Consider the following 14,988-nt stretch of genomic DNA (forward strand, 5'->3'; position numbering starts at 1 on the left):
CTATGAGCGCACAACAAGAACTATTTCTGTCTGCCGGCAATAATTTCGGCAGCCACATTGGTCGGCACCTCGGCATAGTGGCCAAATTCCATGGTGGAACTGGCACGGCCCTGTGAAATACTGCGCAAGGTGGTAGCATAACCAAACATACTCGCAAGCGGTACTATTGCTTTTACGACTTTCATCTGGCCTCTATCAAACATTTCCTGAATCTGTCCGCGTTTGGAATTCAAATCGCCGATCACATCGCCCATATATTGTTCCGGAGTAACGGCCTCCACTTTCATTATCGGTTCCAAAATCACCGGATGAGCTCTTTTGCAAGCGGCTTGAAAAGCCATTGAGCCGGCCATCTTGAAAGCCGCTTCAGATGAGTCAACCTCATGGTATGAACCATCATAACAAATAACTTTCACATCAACCACCGGGTAACCGGCCTGTATGCCGCGAGTAACCGCATCTTCAACACCTTTTCTGATAGCAGGGATAAATTCTTTAGGAATCACGCCGCCTTTTACCTCATCAACAAACTCAACGCCCTTGCCTTGCTCCTGGGGCTCAACCCGAAGCCAGCAATGGCCATACTGACCGCGGCCGCCTGATTGTTTAATGTATTTGCCTTCGGCCTCGGCAGTCGCTTTAACGGTCTCTTTATAGGCAACCTGCGGCTTGCCGACATTGGCCTCAACCTTAAACTCCCGGCGCATGCGATCAACAATAATATCCAAATGCAATTCACCCATGCCTTCAATAATGGTTTGCAAGGTCTCTTCATCGGTATGAACCCTAAAGGTCGGGTCTTCTTCGGTAAGCTTTTGCAGGGCCATGCCGATTTTTTCCTGATCAGCTTTAGTTTTGGGTTCAATAGCCACCGAGATAACCGGTTCCGGGAAGATAATTTTTTCAAGAACAATCTGATGATTTTCATCACACAAGGTATCTCCGGTGAACGTGCTCTTTAAACCAATGGCCGCCGCAATTTCTCCGGCATAAACATCAGTCACATCTTCGCGGTGATTGGCGTGCATACGCACAATTCTGCCCAATCTTTCTTTGGTACCGTTTGAAGAATTATACAAATAACTGCCGGCGCTGACATGTCCGGAATAAACACGGAAAAAGATTAATTTTCCCACAAACGGATCAGTGGCAATCTTAAACGCCAAGGCGGAAAACGGTTCGCTGTCATCCGCTTTTCTTAACTCTTCCGCTTCAGTATCCGGATTGATACCTTTTACCGGAGGCAAATCGGTCGGCGCCGGTAAATACCAAACTACCGCATCCAACATTTGCTGGACGCCAATATTTCCCAAAGCCGAACCGCACAGAACAACATAAATCTGGCCTTTAAGAGTCAACGTGCGCAAAGCGCTTCGTATTTCTTCGTTGGTCAAAGCATTACCGTTTAAATATTTACTCATGTATTCATCGTTGGCTTCAGCGGCTTTTTCAACCAATTCGGCGCGGTATTTTTTTACCGATTCAACCATATCTTCCGGAATGGGAATTTCAATAACATTTTCTCCATGTTGACCTTCAAATTTGTATGCTTTTTCCTCTATCAAATCAACTATGCCGGAAAAGGTGCTATCAGCGCCGATTGGCAGTTGAGCCGGATAAGCATTTTTGGATAATCTTTCCCGAATTGAAGATAAGCTCATGTAAAAATCGGCGCCAAGCTTATCCATTTTATTTACAAAAGCAACGCGCGCCACATTATATTTATCGGCCTGATGCCAGACCGTTTCTGATTGAGGTTCAACACCCTGTGAACCGTCAAACACGGCCACAGCTCCGTCAAGCACGCGCAAAGATCGCTCTACTTCCACGGTAAAGTCCACATGGCCCGGAGTATCAATTATGTTGATGCGCTTTCCTTTCCAAAAACAAGTGGTGGCGGCTGAAGTGATGGTGATACCACGCTCTTTTTCCTGTTCCATCCAGTCCATTTCGGCGGCGCCTTCATGCACCTCGCCGATTTTATGTTTCTTACCGGTGTAAAACAAAACACGTTCAGTGGTTGTGGTTTTACCGGCATCAATATGGGCCATGATACCTATATTTCTGGTATTTTCTAATGTGTATTCACGAGGCATATAAATATAAATTACTTGGCGAAACGGGCAAAGTGAGCAAAGGCCTTGTTGGCTTCAGCCATTCGGTGCACTTCATCTCTCTTCTTCATGGCATCGCCAACGCCTTGGGCGCTGTCAAGCAACACGGTTGCCAATTTATCAGCCATTGGCTGGCCTTTTTTGGCCCGGGCCGCGCCGATTATCCATCTAAATGACAAGGCATTTTGTCGGCTGACCGATACCGGCATCGGCACCTGGTAGTTGGCGCCGCCCACTCGGCGTGAGCGCACCTCAACCTGGGGCTGAACATTTTTTATGGCCTCTTCAAAAGTTTTCATCGGATCTTTTTCGGCCGCGGCAATTTTATCAAACGCGGAATAAACAATATCTTGAGCGGTTGATTTTTTGCCCCTCTCCATAATGTGATTTATGAATTTGGCCAAAACAACACTGCCGTATTTTGGATCCGGATTGATTATTCTTTTAATTTTTAGTCGTCCACCGCGCATATTATTTCAATTTAAATTATTTCAGTTTAAATAATTATTTCTTGGCCGCTTTCGGTTTCTTGGCTCCATATAAACTTCTGCCGCGTCTCCTGGCTTCAACTCCTTGGGTATCATAAACACCGCGCACAATGTGGTAGCGCACGCCCGGCAAATCTTTCACGCGGCCGCCGCGAAGCAAAACGATTGAGTGTTCCTGCAAATTGTGGCCCTCGCCCGGAATATAGGCAATGACTTCCATACCGTTTGACAGGCGGACTTTAGCGACCTTGCGCAAAGCCGAGTTTGGTTTCTTTGGTGTGGTTGTATAAACTTTTGTGCAAACACCTCTTTTAAAAGAAGTGCCTTTGGCAAAAACAGTTTTCTTGCGATGAAGAGTATCTAAGGTAAACTGCAAAGCCGGAACTTTGCTCTTTTTTACCTTGCTGTGTCTGCCTTTTCTAATTAACTGGTTGATTGTAGGCATAGCCCGATATTAATAAATAATTTTAAAATTTTCTAACAAAAAAGCTGAACGAATTTGCCCAGCCACGAGTTTTACGACGTTCTGGCAATATAATATATGACAACTCAATTAATGTCAAGGGCTGGGCTGTGTAAAAAAACAGCCCGCACCGAATGGTCGATGCGAGCGAAACAAAGAGCACTTGTGGGCATGCATGCTACTTGCCCTCCCCGAACCGACGCTGGGGCTCGGTCATCTTCCTGGCCTTGCGCCTGGCACATTTGCGGATGCCCGACATCAAGTCGCCATAGGCGGCGGCGAACCTCTTGCTGCTGCGCAGGCCGTCTATGATCTTGGCCAGGATCTCGGTTTCCAGTGAGTACTCCTCCCGGTCTAGGAAAGCGGCCGAATAGGTCTCCACCAACACATCGTGAAAGTCGTCACTGGCATCAGAACCGACCAAGAAGGAACGCAATAGGCTGGTGAACCAGTTGTCGTAGAACTTCACGAGCAGGATCGGATTACCGCCCAGCCGGTTGTCCACCAGATACTGCCTGGTCTGCCGGAGGGTCATAATCCCCTCCAGGTACATCAGATTGATCTCTGACCCTTCCTTGGTGAAAAGGAGGTTGAGAGGTTGGACTCCTTCTCCTGTCTCCTTGGCCATGACAACCCTCCTAAATTGCCAACATGATTATTTACCATTATTTTGGGTATTTGTCAATAATAAAAAGGAGGGACAAAGTTTTGAGCACTAGTGAAGCTTGGCGAAAAACTTTGTCCCTCCTTTTTATTTTGACTGTCTGTTAAGCTATTTCCTGCAATTTTTTAAGTTTTATTTCATCCAACCGCTGATAAATTTCCAAAACCCTCACGGTCTGTTTCAATAATGACAGCTTCCGCTTAAACAGATCAACTTCCTTTTTTTTCATTTCCCATTCTTTATTTATTTCACTTTTAACATTTTCTATGTTAGCGGCCATTTTTTTCCACGCTTCCTCTCCTTTTATTTCCGCCTCTCTCCCCTTTTTCTTTTTTACTATTTCATCCAACTCTCTATATTCTTTACTGTATTGCTTTTTCACTCTGGTAAAAATATATTCTTTATCCTTAACCTGTTTTTCAAAATGACCGAATTCGGTTTCAAGTTCTGCAACCGCCTTTAAAAAATCCGCATATCTTTCTTCGGCTAAATTTCTATATCGCCCGCCTTCTCTTTGAAGCTCCAGCAAAGCATTTATTAATTGCGTTCTTTCTTTTTCTTTATTCTGCACCAACTTCGTCATCTCCACGAGAGATTCATCTAAAATTGGTTCTGATGAACGTTTTGATGGCATTTTTGAACTTAGCTCTTTGAAAAAAATAAAAACCTCGGCAAACTGCCTATACACCTCAAGACGCTTTGATTTAAATTCTTTAAATCCGCCGGCTAATTTTTCATCAGTATCAAAATAAATATCGGCGGGATTTAAACCGCCATCCTGTTGCTCTATATCGTTTAAAACCTTGCTTAAAGAAATCTCTTCCGGAGATTGGTCTACAAACATCACATCGTACACACCGGATTCTGCGCCGGAAGTGTCCGGTTTTACCGGTATTGGTATGCCCCCTGTTTCGTCGTGACCGTCGTGATTTGATTCCCGAAACATATTAAATATATTAAAGATCCTCTACACTACGCAAAAAACTACCTGGCTTTATTCTAAACGGTTTATCGTCTTCTGTAAAGTAGTGTACATCCTCGCTGTCATCATTTAAAACCGTGCTGCTATCCGACAATAACGAATGATCTTCCAAGAGGTCGGCGCTTATTTCAGATAAAAACAAGCTGGGCGAAGAAGAAGAGTCGCCCCAGCCCCCGCCGGCCATCGGATAGGTTAAAAATAAATGTTTCTTGGCGCGGGTGATGGCCACATAGAACAATCTCCGTTCTTCTTCAAGCCCACCGGCTTCTCTAAGCGCCCGGTCATTGGGAAACGCGCCGCCCGACAAATTAATCAGAAATACCTCTGCCCATTCCAGGCCTTTGGCCTGATGAATTGTGGAAAGAACTATTTTGTCCTGGTTTTTGGAAAACTTTCCCAGCGCGTTTTTATTAAAACCTTCCTGTAAACTTGACTCGGCCAAAAATTCTTCCAAGTCCTTATATTTATTCGCAAAAATTTTTAACTGTTCTATATCTTCTATTCTGTCTTTACTGTCAATATATTCCGCTTCCAAATAATCTTTATACGGAGAAGACATTATTGTTTCAATAAGTTTGACCGGATGTTTGGGAGTTTCCAACATCGCCTCCCAAATTCTCGTAAAATTATACCAACCCTGTTTGGCGCGTTCGCCTAAAATTTCTGACCCGATATTTTTAATCTCATCAACATCGGCTATCTTCTTTATATATTCAACCAATTTGGCTGTGGCTGACGGGCCGATTCCCTCCTCTTTCATCAAAATTCTCATCCAAGCCGCGGTGTCGGCCAAATTATTCATGACTCGCAAATACGCCAAAACGTCTTTTATATGCGCGCGTTCAAAAAATCTCAAACCGCCGCGGTAGTCATATGGGATGCCGGCTTTGACCAGTTCCATTTCCAGCATTTGCGAGTGATGAGCGGCGCGAAACAGCACGGCGATTTCTTTTTCCGGCAGGCCTTGGTCAATGGATTCAGAAATTTTTTGCACAATAAACTGCGCCTCGCTCTCTGCATCCATTTGCGGATGAAGCGCGGGCTTCAAGCCCGATTGCGACAAGGTTTTTAATTTCTTTTTATACTGTCTTAAATTATTAGCAATCACGCCGTTGGCCAGATCCAAAATCTCCTGGCTGGAGCGGTAATTGGTTTCCAACTTAAAAATTTTCGCGTTCGGGTAATCCTTTTCAAACTGCAAAATATTTTGAATGTCGGCAGCCCGGAAAGAATAAATGCTTTGGGCGTCATCACCCACCACTAAAATATTTTTATGAACTCCGGCTAATTTTTTTATGATTTCGGCCTGAATTTTGTTTGTATCCTGATATTCATCAACCAAAATATATTTAAACTGCCCGGCATATTTTTGCCAAACACGTTCAGAATTAAGCAAAAGTAAAAAATTTGTCAGTAAATCATCAAAATCCATGGCATTCGCCTCTTTTTTCTTTTTATAATAATCACCGGCAATATTTTTTATGACATCCGTGTATGGAAACCATTGTTCATAACGCAAACCAATAACTTCCTCAATATTTTTTTCGCAATTGCGGGCGTAACTGATTATTGAACCGATTATTTTGGCTGACGGAAATTTGGTATTTTCGGTCTTGAGCGGTTTGGCACATAATTTGATTAAGGACTCGCTGTCGTCACTATCCAAAACCGTAAAATTTTCTTTGTAACCCAAAAGCGGCGCGTAGATGCGTAAAATTTTATAAGCAATATGATGAAAAGTTCCGGACCAGGGCAATTTCTGATCGCTACCGGTGAGTTTTTGCACCCGAGACGACATCTCGTCGGCCGCTTTGTTGGTAAAAGTCACCAGTAAAATATTTTCCGGACTGACGCCGTTTGCTAATAAATACGCCACGCGATAAGTAATCACGCGCGTCTTGCCACTGCCTGCTCCGGCTAAAACTAAACACGGGCCGTCGCCGCCATAGACAACAGCCAATTGTTCCTGGTTGAGCTCCGAAGAGAAGTCAATCATAAGTTGCCGACTTTGGTTTTTGCTTTGCCGATCATCTTGTCGTCAAGTTTGTTTGATATTTCTTCCAAAGTCCCGTCTAATTTCATCTGAAACTTTCCTCTATTGGCCTTGGTTTCAATCCTTGGTCTGACATACATGGTATACTTGTGAGGTTTTCTTGTTTCATTTGGCGTCTGATCAACCAAGTCAGCTTCAAAATCTTTCCCATAAATATTTGTAATAGCAGTACGTATAAGATTTCTATACGCGGTCGTACCCATTTTTTCCTGCCCTTGAGTTTGTTTGTGTTGGTCGCCTTTGGCAATATCAATCCGAATACCGGCGATAGGCGCCCGCCCTTTTTCAGTAACACGCGCGTATTTCACACCATCTTCTTCAAAAATCTCCACATAACCAAGACGAACTTTTTCCCAGCCATCACTGTTGTATTCATCTGCCAGAGTACCAACATGCGGGATGTCTTCATCAAGCCGGTATTTATCCTTATAAGTTCCTTTGTATTCAGTTCTTTTAATTTCTCTTACCATAGTAATTATTTTATGCGTTAAGTTCCCGTATCATAGCAAATCTTGATTTCTCGGTCAAAGAATGTTAAGATGGCTGTTAACTATGTTTTTTGAACTAACCCACAAAGACAAAAACTGCTATGCCCGGACTGGCGTAATCCACACTGACCATGGGGATATTGCCACCCCTATTTTTATGCCTGTCGGCACGCAAGCCAGTGTGAAAACTTTGGACTGCGATGATTTAAAAAACATCAACGCGCAAATTATTTTGGGCAATACTTATCATCTGCATTTACGGCCCGGCGAAGACACAATTGACCAAATCGGCGGTCTGCATAAATTTATGAACTGGGACAGGCCGATTCTGACCGACTCCGGCGGCTTTCAGGTGTTTAGTTTGGGCGCGCAAAAAGAAGCCAACTTGGTTTCCATTGACGAAGACGGCGCGACTTTCAAATCACACCTTGACGGCAGTACCCATCGGTTCACTCCGGAGTCCGCAATCCAAATTCAGCACAAACTCGGCGCTGATATTATTATGGCTTTTGATGAATGCACCCCGGATAATATAGAAGAAAAATATGTCCGCGAGGCCATGACCCGCACCCATAATTGGGCAAAGCGCTCTTTGGCCGAACATCAAAAAGAAACCAACCGACATGATTACAAACAATTTTTATTTGGTATTATTCAGGGTTCAAATTTCAAAAATTTAAGGGAGGATTCGGCCCGATTTATTTCTGCGCTTGATTTTGACGGCATTGCCATTGGCGGCGAATCAATCGGCTATAACATGGAAGCGACCAAAGAAATTTTAGATTGGGTTTATCCGATTATTCCGGAAAATAAACCGCACTATGCCATGGGCGTGGGCTTGTCTCCTCTTGATATGCTGGTTGCGGTTAGCCATGGCGTTGATATGTTTGATTGCGTGGCGCCAACCCGGCTGGCCCGGCACGGCATGCTGTTTACCCATGAAAAAAATTCGGAAAAATATAGAATTAACATTACCAACGCGCAATTCGCGCTTGATCTTGGTCCGATTGACAAAAACTGCGGCTGCCATACCTGCCAAAATTATTCCCGCGCTTACCTTCATCATCTTTTTAACGCGCAAGAAATTACCGGCATGCGTTTAGCCACCATTCACAATTTATATTTCATGCTGAACCTGATGAAACAGGCGCGCGAAGCGATTAAAGAAGATAAGTTTGAAGAACTGTTACAAAAGTGGATTTAGTTTTTTCTTCGCTTGTGATGATGTTTAGCGGATGGCCCTGGTTTATATAATTTCGGTTTTTTAATTTTTTCTATTCATGTTCTTCGCTTTCTTCCTCATCTTCATGCAATTCCACTTTTTCACCTCTTAGATCACTTAATAATGCCTTCAAATCTTGCACGTCTAAGGATTCACCCAACTCTTCGGATATTTCATCCTGAAATATTTCCGCCTGTTTCATATCTTTGGCCGCTTCCCATTTAAGCAATGATTCTCTGATAATGGCAGTTTTTTCCGGTCCCCAATCCTGACTTAACCATTTTGTGCTAAACTTTTTTGATTCCGGATAATCACTGCTCCCCTTATAATAATCAGGGGGCACGAAGGTTCTTTCTGGCATATATTTTTATTAAAAATTAATTAAAATTTGATTATACCTATTCTATCTCATCCACATATGCACAGTCAACATCAAAATTTTATTGACACGCAACTCGCTATTGCCTACAATGCAGACAAAGTTCGCACCTTTAACAACGCATTTCGCGAAAGCGGAAAGGATATACGGATGTCAGACAACCTTGAGAAGGTTCTGGGTTCCACTATTCCCTCCTTCATCAGCCGACTGATGCAAGATGCGGCTACATACGTCGCAGAAAAAGTTGGTACTACGACGGTACAGATGCCAACGTTTTTCGTGGAGCTGGCCGACACTCTCAAACGGCTGGCCGAACAAGCCAGACATAACCGCAACGGCGGGCTGACCCTGGTGCCCATGCCGGGATTCGTGGAACTGGCCAGCACCACCAAGAAGCTCATCGAAGAGCACGAGAAAGACACGCCGGTGGACATCGTCGTGCCCGAATTCAACACCCGCAGCAACAAGGAGCCGGTCGTGCGCCTGAGCAAGGACCACATCGGCGGCCACGACTGCGTCATCCTCACCAGCGGACCTGGCACCTACGAGATGCTCACCCAACTCCAGTTGGCTCTGGGTTATCTGGTCGGCCGCCGGGCCGCCAGAATCTCAATCGTAACCGGCTATCTGCCCCTAGGCAGATCAGACAAGGACGAGGGGGCGCTTGAATTCGCTCTTGCTTCCCACATCGTTCACATGATCGTCTCCGCCTCCTACGGCCATCTGGATCGTATCATCGCTCCGGACCTGCACGCACCCCAGGTGGTCATGGCAGCGCAGGTCGGTCTCATCACCGAGGTAACGCTCGCCCGTCGCGTGCTCACAAGGGCGGTCTCGGATGCGCTTGAGAAGTTCAAACGCATCTGCCTGGTTCTCCCTGACGATGGCGCCTACAAGAAGTTCATGCGCGTCATTGCCGAAGTCGAGAAGAATCTCAACATCAAGCTGCCGGTGGTCTGCGGCCAAAAACGCCGCAACAGCGACACCCATTCTGAACTCCTCGGCTTGGCCGGTGACACGAGCGCCTTGAAGGACGCGCTGGCTATTGGCTTTGACGACGAGATCGCCACCGGCATCACCACTGTGCACACCGCCGAGGCAGTGCTCCGGCAGTATGACGCAGCCGACTACTGGGCGGCGGCGATCCACGGCGTGCTCTGTGGCGATGCTCCCAAGATCCTCTCTTCTGAACTCTGCCCGATCACGCGGGTATTTATTACCGACTCCATCCCGCCCAACGGCCGTATTGAGCTGGATCCGCTGCGCGCCAGCGACCGCCTGAAGGTGGTTTCCTGGGACGAAGATCTGGCTCACCTCATCTACTATCACCACTGGGACAAGTCCATCCGCGAAATGCGCTAGCCCTCCGTAGAAGCCGGCCCAACGGCCATGCTTCTCCCACCCCTCCACAACCCGCACCCGCGGGTTGTCTTCATTTTGAGCGCTTGTTAAGCACTTGCCGTTTTGCCGAAAAAAAGCTATCATATTCCCATATATACTCACTCATTTCGCTTATATAAACATATAAGCTCATTCGCTCAAAAATGAAATTATAAATAATTTCATTTTGTTCACTCATTTCGCTTATGAAAAGAGGAAAACCAACCCCAGAGGAAATGGCTGAAATAGCTTTTGACCGGACCGCACCCAGCCGTGCAAAGACAGGAGACATAACTTTGCCCAGATCAATTGCTGAACTGAGGTCAAAAATGTCTGTTCCCAAATCCGTATCCGGATCCGAATCCGAAGAAGTCCCTACCATATCCGCAATAGCGGCTTGGGATGACTTCAGATTAGAACTGGAAAAAACCGGAAAACTGGAATCAGCAATTAAAACAATGCAAGATTACATAAACGAGATTAGAAATGAAATTGATAAAAGAAATCTGCTAATGCATTCAGACGCAATGAAACAACCCGGGAGTATGGAATACAACGGGGTAATAAGAAAAATACAAAAATTAACCAACCCATCTATCGCCAAAAAATTTTTAAAAATTTATAAAAGAATAATAGAACAAAGAATTCATGAGTTAGAGAGCAGATAATTATTATAAAAAATATGAAACGCATTTTTTCCGGAGTTCAACCGACAAACAACATTCATATCGGCAATTATCTGGGGGCGATAAAAAATTGGGTTGAACTGCAAGACAAATATGAATGTTTTTTTTGTATTGTTGATCTGCACGCTATTACCGTGGCGCAAAAACCGGAAATTTTGAAAAAAAATATTTTGGATGTCGCCAAAACCTATCTGGCGCTTGGCATTGACCCGAAAAAATCCACGATTTTTGTCCAATCCGCCGTTAAGGAGCACACTGAACTGGCCTGGATTTTAAACACCATCACCAAAACCGCCGAACTGGAGAGGATGACCCAATTCAAAGACAAATCAAAACAACATAAAGAAAACATAAACATGGGCCTGTTTGATTATCCGGTCTTAATGGCCGCGGATATTTTGCTTTACGACACCGATTTAGTGCCGGTCGGAGACGACCAAGCACAACATGTAGAGCTGACCAGAACCTTGGGCAACAGATTTAATCATCTTTATGGTGAGACCTTCAAAATTCCGGAAGCCCTGATAAAAAAAGAAGGCGCCAGAATCATGGGCCTTGATGACCCATCCAAAAAAATGAGTAAAAGCGCAATCAGCCCGGCCAACTATATTGCTTTGCTTGACTTACCGGAGGTGGCAACCAAAAAAATTATGCGGGCAGTCACCGATTCCGGTTCGGAAATAAAATCAGGCGCGGACAAGCCGGCGCTCTCCAATCTTCTTTCTGTTTATTCCATGTTTTCCGGCAAACCAATAAAAGAAATAGAAAAAAAATATATTGGCAAGGGTTACGCTGATTTTAAAACAGGCCTGGCCGAAGTGGTGGCAAAATTTTTAAAAGATTTTCAGAATAAATTTAACAAAATCAAGGACAGCGAAGTTGAAAGTATTTTAAACAGCGGCGCCAAGGCGGCGGAAAAAATCGCGATTAAAAAAATAAATACAATTAAAGATAAAATCGGCCTATAAATATGGATGATTTTGACTTCAAAAAGAAAAAAACTTTAACATCTCTGCATGGAATATTTGTTGAACGGTGCACCAAAAAATTTAGGTTCTCCACGGCCGACTATGATAAATTGCGGGAAATATCGGCAAAACCTTTTCCGTCCGACTCCGTCATCCACACCGAACAAGCTATCAGAAAAATATACGCTGAAGCAATTGCAAAAACATTCAACTGTTCCGATGTGCGGGCCAGGGAGCTAGTTAATGCCGCGGAACTTATACATAAGGAAACAATTTTTATCAACAATCTTTCCAAACGGACAAACAGAGAAACCATCAGTCCGGCAATCGGCGACTATGAGGACTTTATGATGGAACACGGACTAACAGGAAACCCGGAATCTGAAACCAAAACAGGAGATCCGGAAAAAAATAATGTAGTTCCTCTTTTCCCGGAAAGCAATAAGAAATAATATGGATAACTTCGCGGAAACAAAATTGGGGACTATCATTGGCAATATTGAGCCAAAAGACGTTCAGTTGGTGTCCAGATATATTTCAGCAAACCTTAATTCAAAATTCGTAAAAGATTTTTGTATCAAATATAATTTAAATAAAGATCAATATAATGGCTTATTTCCTATAGCCCTCAATTACGACAAAAGAACACCCCAAAAAACTGAAGAGATGATTAATGAGGAACTGAAGAATATGACGATGAACAGAGAAATGGTCGGGGAGTGCCTCCCATATCTAGCTGAAGAAATTAGAAAAAATAAACTGGTGGAAACTGCAAAAGACGCAGAAACACTTACCCGAGCTCTAATTACATATTTTGAATTTTATAAGCACACTATCGGGTCAGTGGAGGGTTTAGACATCTATGTGATTGAATCGGAAAAAGAGTACTCAAAAGGGCCAACCGAAAGAGATTTATTTACAGAAATGGACGCCGAAAATCATAAAGCCAAACAAGAAAAACCCGAACCCACCAAACCAGAACCCGAAAAAGAGATGGCCAAAGTTTTTGATATTAAAACCGGTAAAAGATTACAATAAAAAAATTTAATAATTTTTAAATACAAACTATGGACCAAACAACAAACCCATCAAGAGGCGTAGTAATTAAAACAATATATTATTATCTTGTTTGTTTTGTCGCCCTGATGATGGTGGTATTTTCCACGGCAGACGTTATCAACATCGCCCTAAAAACCTGGGTCTTTACCAAGGCGGATGATAATTATTATGGTGGCTATATGGCATCCTGTGTGGTCCCGGCTAACGCAAAATTTCAAGACCAAACCACAACAGCGGCCATGCAAGCGGAGTGCGAAAAACAACAGGCCCTAGGTGTAAAACAGGCGCAAGATAGCGCCGACGCCCAGCGCCAACGCGATGTGGTGCGTGATATTTCCATGATTATAGTTGGTATACCACTATTTCTCTACCACTGGCGTATCGTAAGAAAAAAAGATATATAATTATTTCTTCAAAACATCTTTGAGCTTAACCATTTCAGCGTCTTTTTGGTTGCGCATTTTAATCTCCACTGATTGCTGTGCTAAAGTTTTTTTAGAGACAACCAATCGGGTTGGAATACCAATCAAATCCGCGTCAGCCAATTTCACTCCGGCCGTGGCTTCGCGATCATCATAAAGCACTTCCACGCCGTTTTTTATCAGATCTTTATATAATTTTTCAGCCGCTTCTAAAATTTCTTTATCCTGACCCAATGAAACCAAATGGTACTGAAACGGCGCGACCGATTCCGGCCAGATAATTCCATCTTTATCATTAAAAACTTCCACCAAAGTGCCCATTATCCTTGACGGACCCATTCCGTAACAGCCCATCTCCACCGGCTTCTCTTTGCCTTTGTCATCCGTGTACTTAAAACTAAAGGCGCCGGAATATTTTGTGCCCAACTTAAAAATATTTCCCACTTCAATGCCTTTTTTCTCCAACAAATCAGAATTGCCGCATTCCGGACAGGCATTTTGGTCATTTATAATTTCTTTATTTACCGCCACTTTGCATTTCTCACAAAAATAAATAGTGTCCTCGCCGATTTCAGATAAGGTTTGAAATTCATGAGAATATTTGGAAAACATTCCGCCGGAAGCGTAGGTCTTAATGGTGATATTACCTATTCCCAATCTTTCATAGACCTTAAAATATGCCTCTATCACTTTTTTGTAATATTCATCCAAGTCCTCGGTTGAGGTATGGAAAGAATACATGTCTTTCATGTTGAATTCGCGGCCGCGGAGCAGTCCGGATTTGGCGCGCGGTTCATTTCTGAATTTATTTTGAATCTGATAAACCGACACCGGCAGATCGCGGTAGGAAAAAGTATATTTTTGCACCAGGGGCGTCACCACTTCTTCGTGGGTTGGGTTTAAAACCAATTTCGCGCCGCCCTCGCCTTCAGTACGGAAAAAAACATCTATGGTATTTCGGCCGGTGGTGACATAACTTTCTTCAGAGGTTAAAACCGGCATCAAGACCTCATTTCCGCCCACCGCATTCATTTCCTCGCGGATGATATTTTGAATTTTGTTAAGCACGCGAAGCCCTAGTGGCAAATAATTGTAAACTCCGGCCATTTGTTTGGAAATAAATCCACCTTGACTTAACAGTTTGGCGTTTATGCTACCCTCATCAGCCGGCTGGCTCTTGCTGGTTTTCCCGAAAAGATTTGAATATTTCATAAGCGAAATGAATGAGTGAAATGCGTTGTTTACAACGGCATTTCCGAATGAATGAGCTTATATGATAATATAGGTAGGTGTATCGTAAAAGTATTAGAATTGTTTTAATTTTAGCATTGGTTGAGGTTCTTGGCAACTCGCCCGGTTGACAAAATGCTAAAAATATTGTATAATTATGAATTATTCTGGGGTAGTTTAATGGTAAAACGCCACGCTGTTAACGTGGTTAGTGTAGGTTCGATTCCTACCCCCAGAGCTATGAAAAAAGGCCCAAAGTTATTCGGGTCTTTTTTCATAATTTTGCGGGAGGAAGCGAACAAAGGGGTGGCGGGGAAAGTATTTCCCCGCATTGCTGGGGGTGACCGAAGCCGCCAACCACTGTTAGAGTAGAGGCGGCCGAGGGCAAGA

General features: G+C 43.9%; 16 protein-coding genes and 1 tRNA gene. 8 read left to right on the top strand and 9 right to left on the bottom strand.

All coding sequences use genetic code 11. The annotated features are described in order from the left end of the window. Positions 1-20: 20 nt before the first annotated feature. From fusA to WC526_04530, 7 genes are all read right to left on the bottom strand, one after another. Positions 21-2,096 (bottom strand): elongation factor G, encoded by a 2,076-nt coding sequence (gene fusA, locus WC526_04500; GenBank protein MFA5062378.1) that lies wholly within the window; start codon positions 2,094-2,096, stop codon positions 21-23. Between the two features lie 11 nt (positions 2,097-2,107). Then, the gene (gene rpsG / locus WC526_04505; protein MFA5062379.1) at positions 2,108-2,584 is read right to left on the bottom strand and encodes a 30S ribosomal protein S7; all 477 of its coding nucleotides are present in this window, start codon (positions 2,582-2,584) and stop codon (positions 2,108-2,110) included. 34 nt (positions 2,585-2,618) lie between these two features. After that, positions 2,619-3,047 carry a 30S ribosomal protein S12 gene (gene rpsL, locus WC526_04510; GenBank protein MFA5062380.1) on the bottom strand — a complete coding sequence of 143 codons (429 nt, stop codon included), beginning with the start codon at positions 3,045-3,047 and terminating at the stop codon, positions 2,619-2,621. A 196-nt stretch (positions 3,048-3,243) separates the two neighbouring features. Beyond that, positions 3,244-3,693 carry a hypothetical protein gene (locus WC526_04515; GenBank protein MFA5062381.1) on the bottom strand — a complete coding sequence of 150 codons (450 nt, stop codon included), beginning with the start codon at positions 3,691-3,693 and terminating at the stop codon, positions 3,244-3,246. Between the two features lie 139 nt (positions 3,694-3,832). Then, positions 3,833-4,675 (bottom strand): hypothetical protein, encoded by an 843-nt coding sequence (locus tag WC526_04520; protein ID MFA5062382.1) that lies wholly within the window; start codon positions 4,673-4,675, stop codon positions 3,833-3,835. 10 nt (positions 4,676-4,685) lie between these two features. Next, on the bottom strand, positions 4,686-6,707 hold the full coding sequence (locus WC526_04525; protein ID MFA5062383.1) for a UvrD-helicase domain-containing protein: 2,022 nt from the start codon (positions 6,705-6,707) through the stop codon (positions 4,686-4,688). Beyond that, positions 6,704-7,234, bottom strand: a complete 531-nt coding sequence (locus WC526_04530) for a hypothetical protein (GenBank protein ID MFA5062384.1) — start codon at positions 7,232-7,234, stop codon at positions 6,704-6,706. The genes WC526_04525 and WC526_04530 overlap by 4 nt, the downstream gene beginning before the upstream one ends. Positions 7,235-7,316: 82 nt before the next feature. On the opposite strand from WC526_04530, the gene tgt reads away from it, so the two are divergent. Beyond that, the gene (tgt, locus tag WC526_04535) at positions 7,317-8,456 is read left to right on the top strand and encodes a tRNA guanosine(34) transglycosylase Tgt (GenBank protein MFA5062385.1); all 1,140 of its coding nucleotides are present in this window, start codon (positions 7,317-7,319) and stop codon (positions 8,454-8,456) included. A 70-nt stretch (positions 8,457-8,526) separates the two neighbouring features. On the opposite strand, the gene WC526_04540 is transcribed toward tgt, so the two are convergent. Continuing rightward, the gene (locus tag WC526_04540; protein MFA5062386.1) at positions 8,527-8,835 is read right to left on the bottom strand and encodes a hypothetical protein; all 309 of its coding nucleotides are present in this window, start codon (positions 8,833-8,835) and stop codon (positions 8,527-8,529) included. Positions 8,836-8,892: 57 nt separating this feature from the next. Between WC526_04540 and WC526_04545 the strand changes: the two genes are divergently transcribed. The 6 genes from WC526_04545 (at position 8,893) to WC526_04570 (ending at position 13,350) form a co-directional block, all read left to right on the top strand. Continuing rightward, a complete protein-coding gene (locus tag WC526_04545) occupies positions 8,893-10,215 on the top strand; it encodes a hypothetical protein (GenBank protein MFA5062387.1) in 1,323 nt (440 codons plus the stop codon). 224 nt (positions 10,216-10,439) lie between these two features. Continuing rightward, on the top strand, positions 10,440-10,901 hold the full coding sequence (locus WC526_04550) for a hypothetical protein (GenBank protein ID MFA5062388.1): 462 nt from the start codon (positions 10,440-10,442) through the stop codon (positions 10,899-10,901). 14 nt (positions 10,902-10,915) lie between these two features. Continuing rightward, positions 10,916-11,887 carry a tryptophan--tRNA ligase gene (trpS, locus tag WC526_04555; protein MFA5062389.1) on the top strand — a complete coding sequence of 324 codons (972 nt, stop codon included), beginning with the start codon at positions 10,916-10,918 and terminating at the stop codon, positions 11,885-11,887. Positions 11,888-11,889: 2 nt separating this feature from the next. Further along, a complete protein-coding gene (locus WC526_04560; GenBank protein ID MFA5062390.1) occupies positions 11,890-12,339 on the top strand; it encodes a hypothetical protein in 450 nt (149 codons plus the stop codon). Position 12,340: 1 nt separating this feature from the next. Next, positions 12,341-12,925, top strand: coding sequence for a hypothetical protein (locus WC526_04565; GenBank protein MFA5062391.1), 585 nt, complete (start codon positions 12,341-12,343; stop codon positions 12,923-12,925). 29 nt (positions 12,926-12,954) lie between these two features. Then, the gene (locus WC526_04570; protein ID MFA5062392.1) at positions 12,955-13,350 is read left to right on the top strand and encodes a hypothetical protein; all 396 of its coding nucleotides are present in this window, start codon (positions 12,955-12,957) and stop codon (positions 13,348-13,350) included. Here WC526_04570 and WC526_04575 read toward each other — a convergent pair whose 3' ends face one another. Continuing rightward, complete coding sequence (locus WC526_04575) at positions 13,351-14,580, bottom strand: aminoacyl--tRNA ligase-related protein (protein ID MFA5062393.1); 1,230 nt, start codon at positions 14,578-14,580, stop codon at positions 13,351-13,353. A gap of 184 nt (positions 14,581-14,764) precedes the next feature. Here WC526_04575 and WC526_04580 point away from each other — a divergent pair. Next, positions 14,765-14,836, top strand: a tRNA-Asn gene (locus WC526_04580). The last annotated feature ends 152 nt before the right edge of the window (positions 14,837-14,988 follow it).

The sequence above is a fragment of the Patescibacteria group bacterium genome (assembly GCA_041649475.1).
GTDB lineage: Bacteria > Patescibacteriota > Patescibacteriia > Magasanikbacterales > GWA2-37-8 > JBAZNA01.

Excerpts from the sequence above, each read along its gene's own strand:
- WC526_04545 (MFA5062387.1), top strand. The coding sequence starts at position 8,893 with ATGCACAGTCAACATCAAAATTTTATTGACACGCAACTCGCTATTGCC.
- WC526_04515 (MFA5062381.1), bottom strand. The coding sequence starts at position 3,693 with ATGGCCAAGGAGACAGGAGAAGGAGTCCAACCTCTCAACCTCCTTTTC.
- WC526_04540 (MFA5062386.1), bottom strand. The coding sequence starts at position 8,835 with ATGCCAGAAAGAACCTTCGTGCCCCCTGATTATTATAAGGGGAGCAGT.
- WC526_04530 (MFA5062384.1), bottom strand. The coding sequence starts at position 7,234 with ATGGTAAGAGAAATTAAAAGAACTGAATACAAAGGAACTTATAAGGAT.
- WC526_04525 (MFA5062383.1), bottom strand. The coding sequence starts at position 6,707 with ATGATTGACTTCTCTTCGGAGCTCAACCAGGAACAATTGGCTGTTGTC.
- WC526_04570 (MFA5062392.1), top strand. The coding sequence starts at position 12,955 with ATGGACCAAACAACAAACCCATCAAGAGGCGTAGTAATTAAAACAATA.
- trpS (MFA5062389.1), top strand. The coding sequence starts at position 10,916 with ATGAAACGCATTTTTTCCGGAGTTCAACCGACAAACAACATTCATATC.
- WC526_04550 (MFA5062388.1), top strand. The coding sequence starts at position 10,440 with ATGAAAAGAGGAAAACCAACCCCAGAGGAAATGGCTGAAATAGCTTTT.
- WC526_04565 (MFA5062391.1), top strand. The coding sequence starts at position 12,341 with ATGGATAACTTCGCGGAAACAAAATTGGGGACTATCATTGGCAATATT.
- WC526_04575 (MFA5062393.1), bottom strand. The coding sequence starts at position 14,580 with ATGAAATATTCAAATCTTTTCGGGAAAACCAGCAAGAGCCAGCCGGCT.
- rpsG (MFA5062379.1), bottom strand. The coding sequence starts at position 2,584 with ATGCGCGGTGGACGACTAAAAATTAAAAGAATAATCAATCCGGATCCA.
- fusA (MFA5062378.1), bottom strand. The coding sequence starts at position 2,096 with ATGCCTCGTGAATACACATTAGAAAATACCAGAAATATAGGTATCATG.
- rpsL (MFA5062380.1), bottom strand. The coding sequence starts at position 3,047 with ATGCCTACAATCAACCAGTTAATTAGAAAAGGCAGACACAGCAAGGTA.
- WC526_04520 (MFA5062382.1), bottom strand. The coding sequence starts at position 4,675 with ATGTTTCGGGAATCAAATCACGACGGTCACGACGAAACAGGGGGCATA.
- tgt (MFA5062385.1), top strand. The coding sequence starts at position 7,317 with ATGTTTTTTGAACTAACCCACAAAGACAAAAACTGCTATGCCCGGACT.
- WC526_04560 (MFA5062390.1), top strand. The coding sequence starts at position 11,890 with ATGGATGATTTTGACTTCAAAAAGAAAAAAACTTTAACATCTCTGCAT.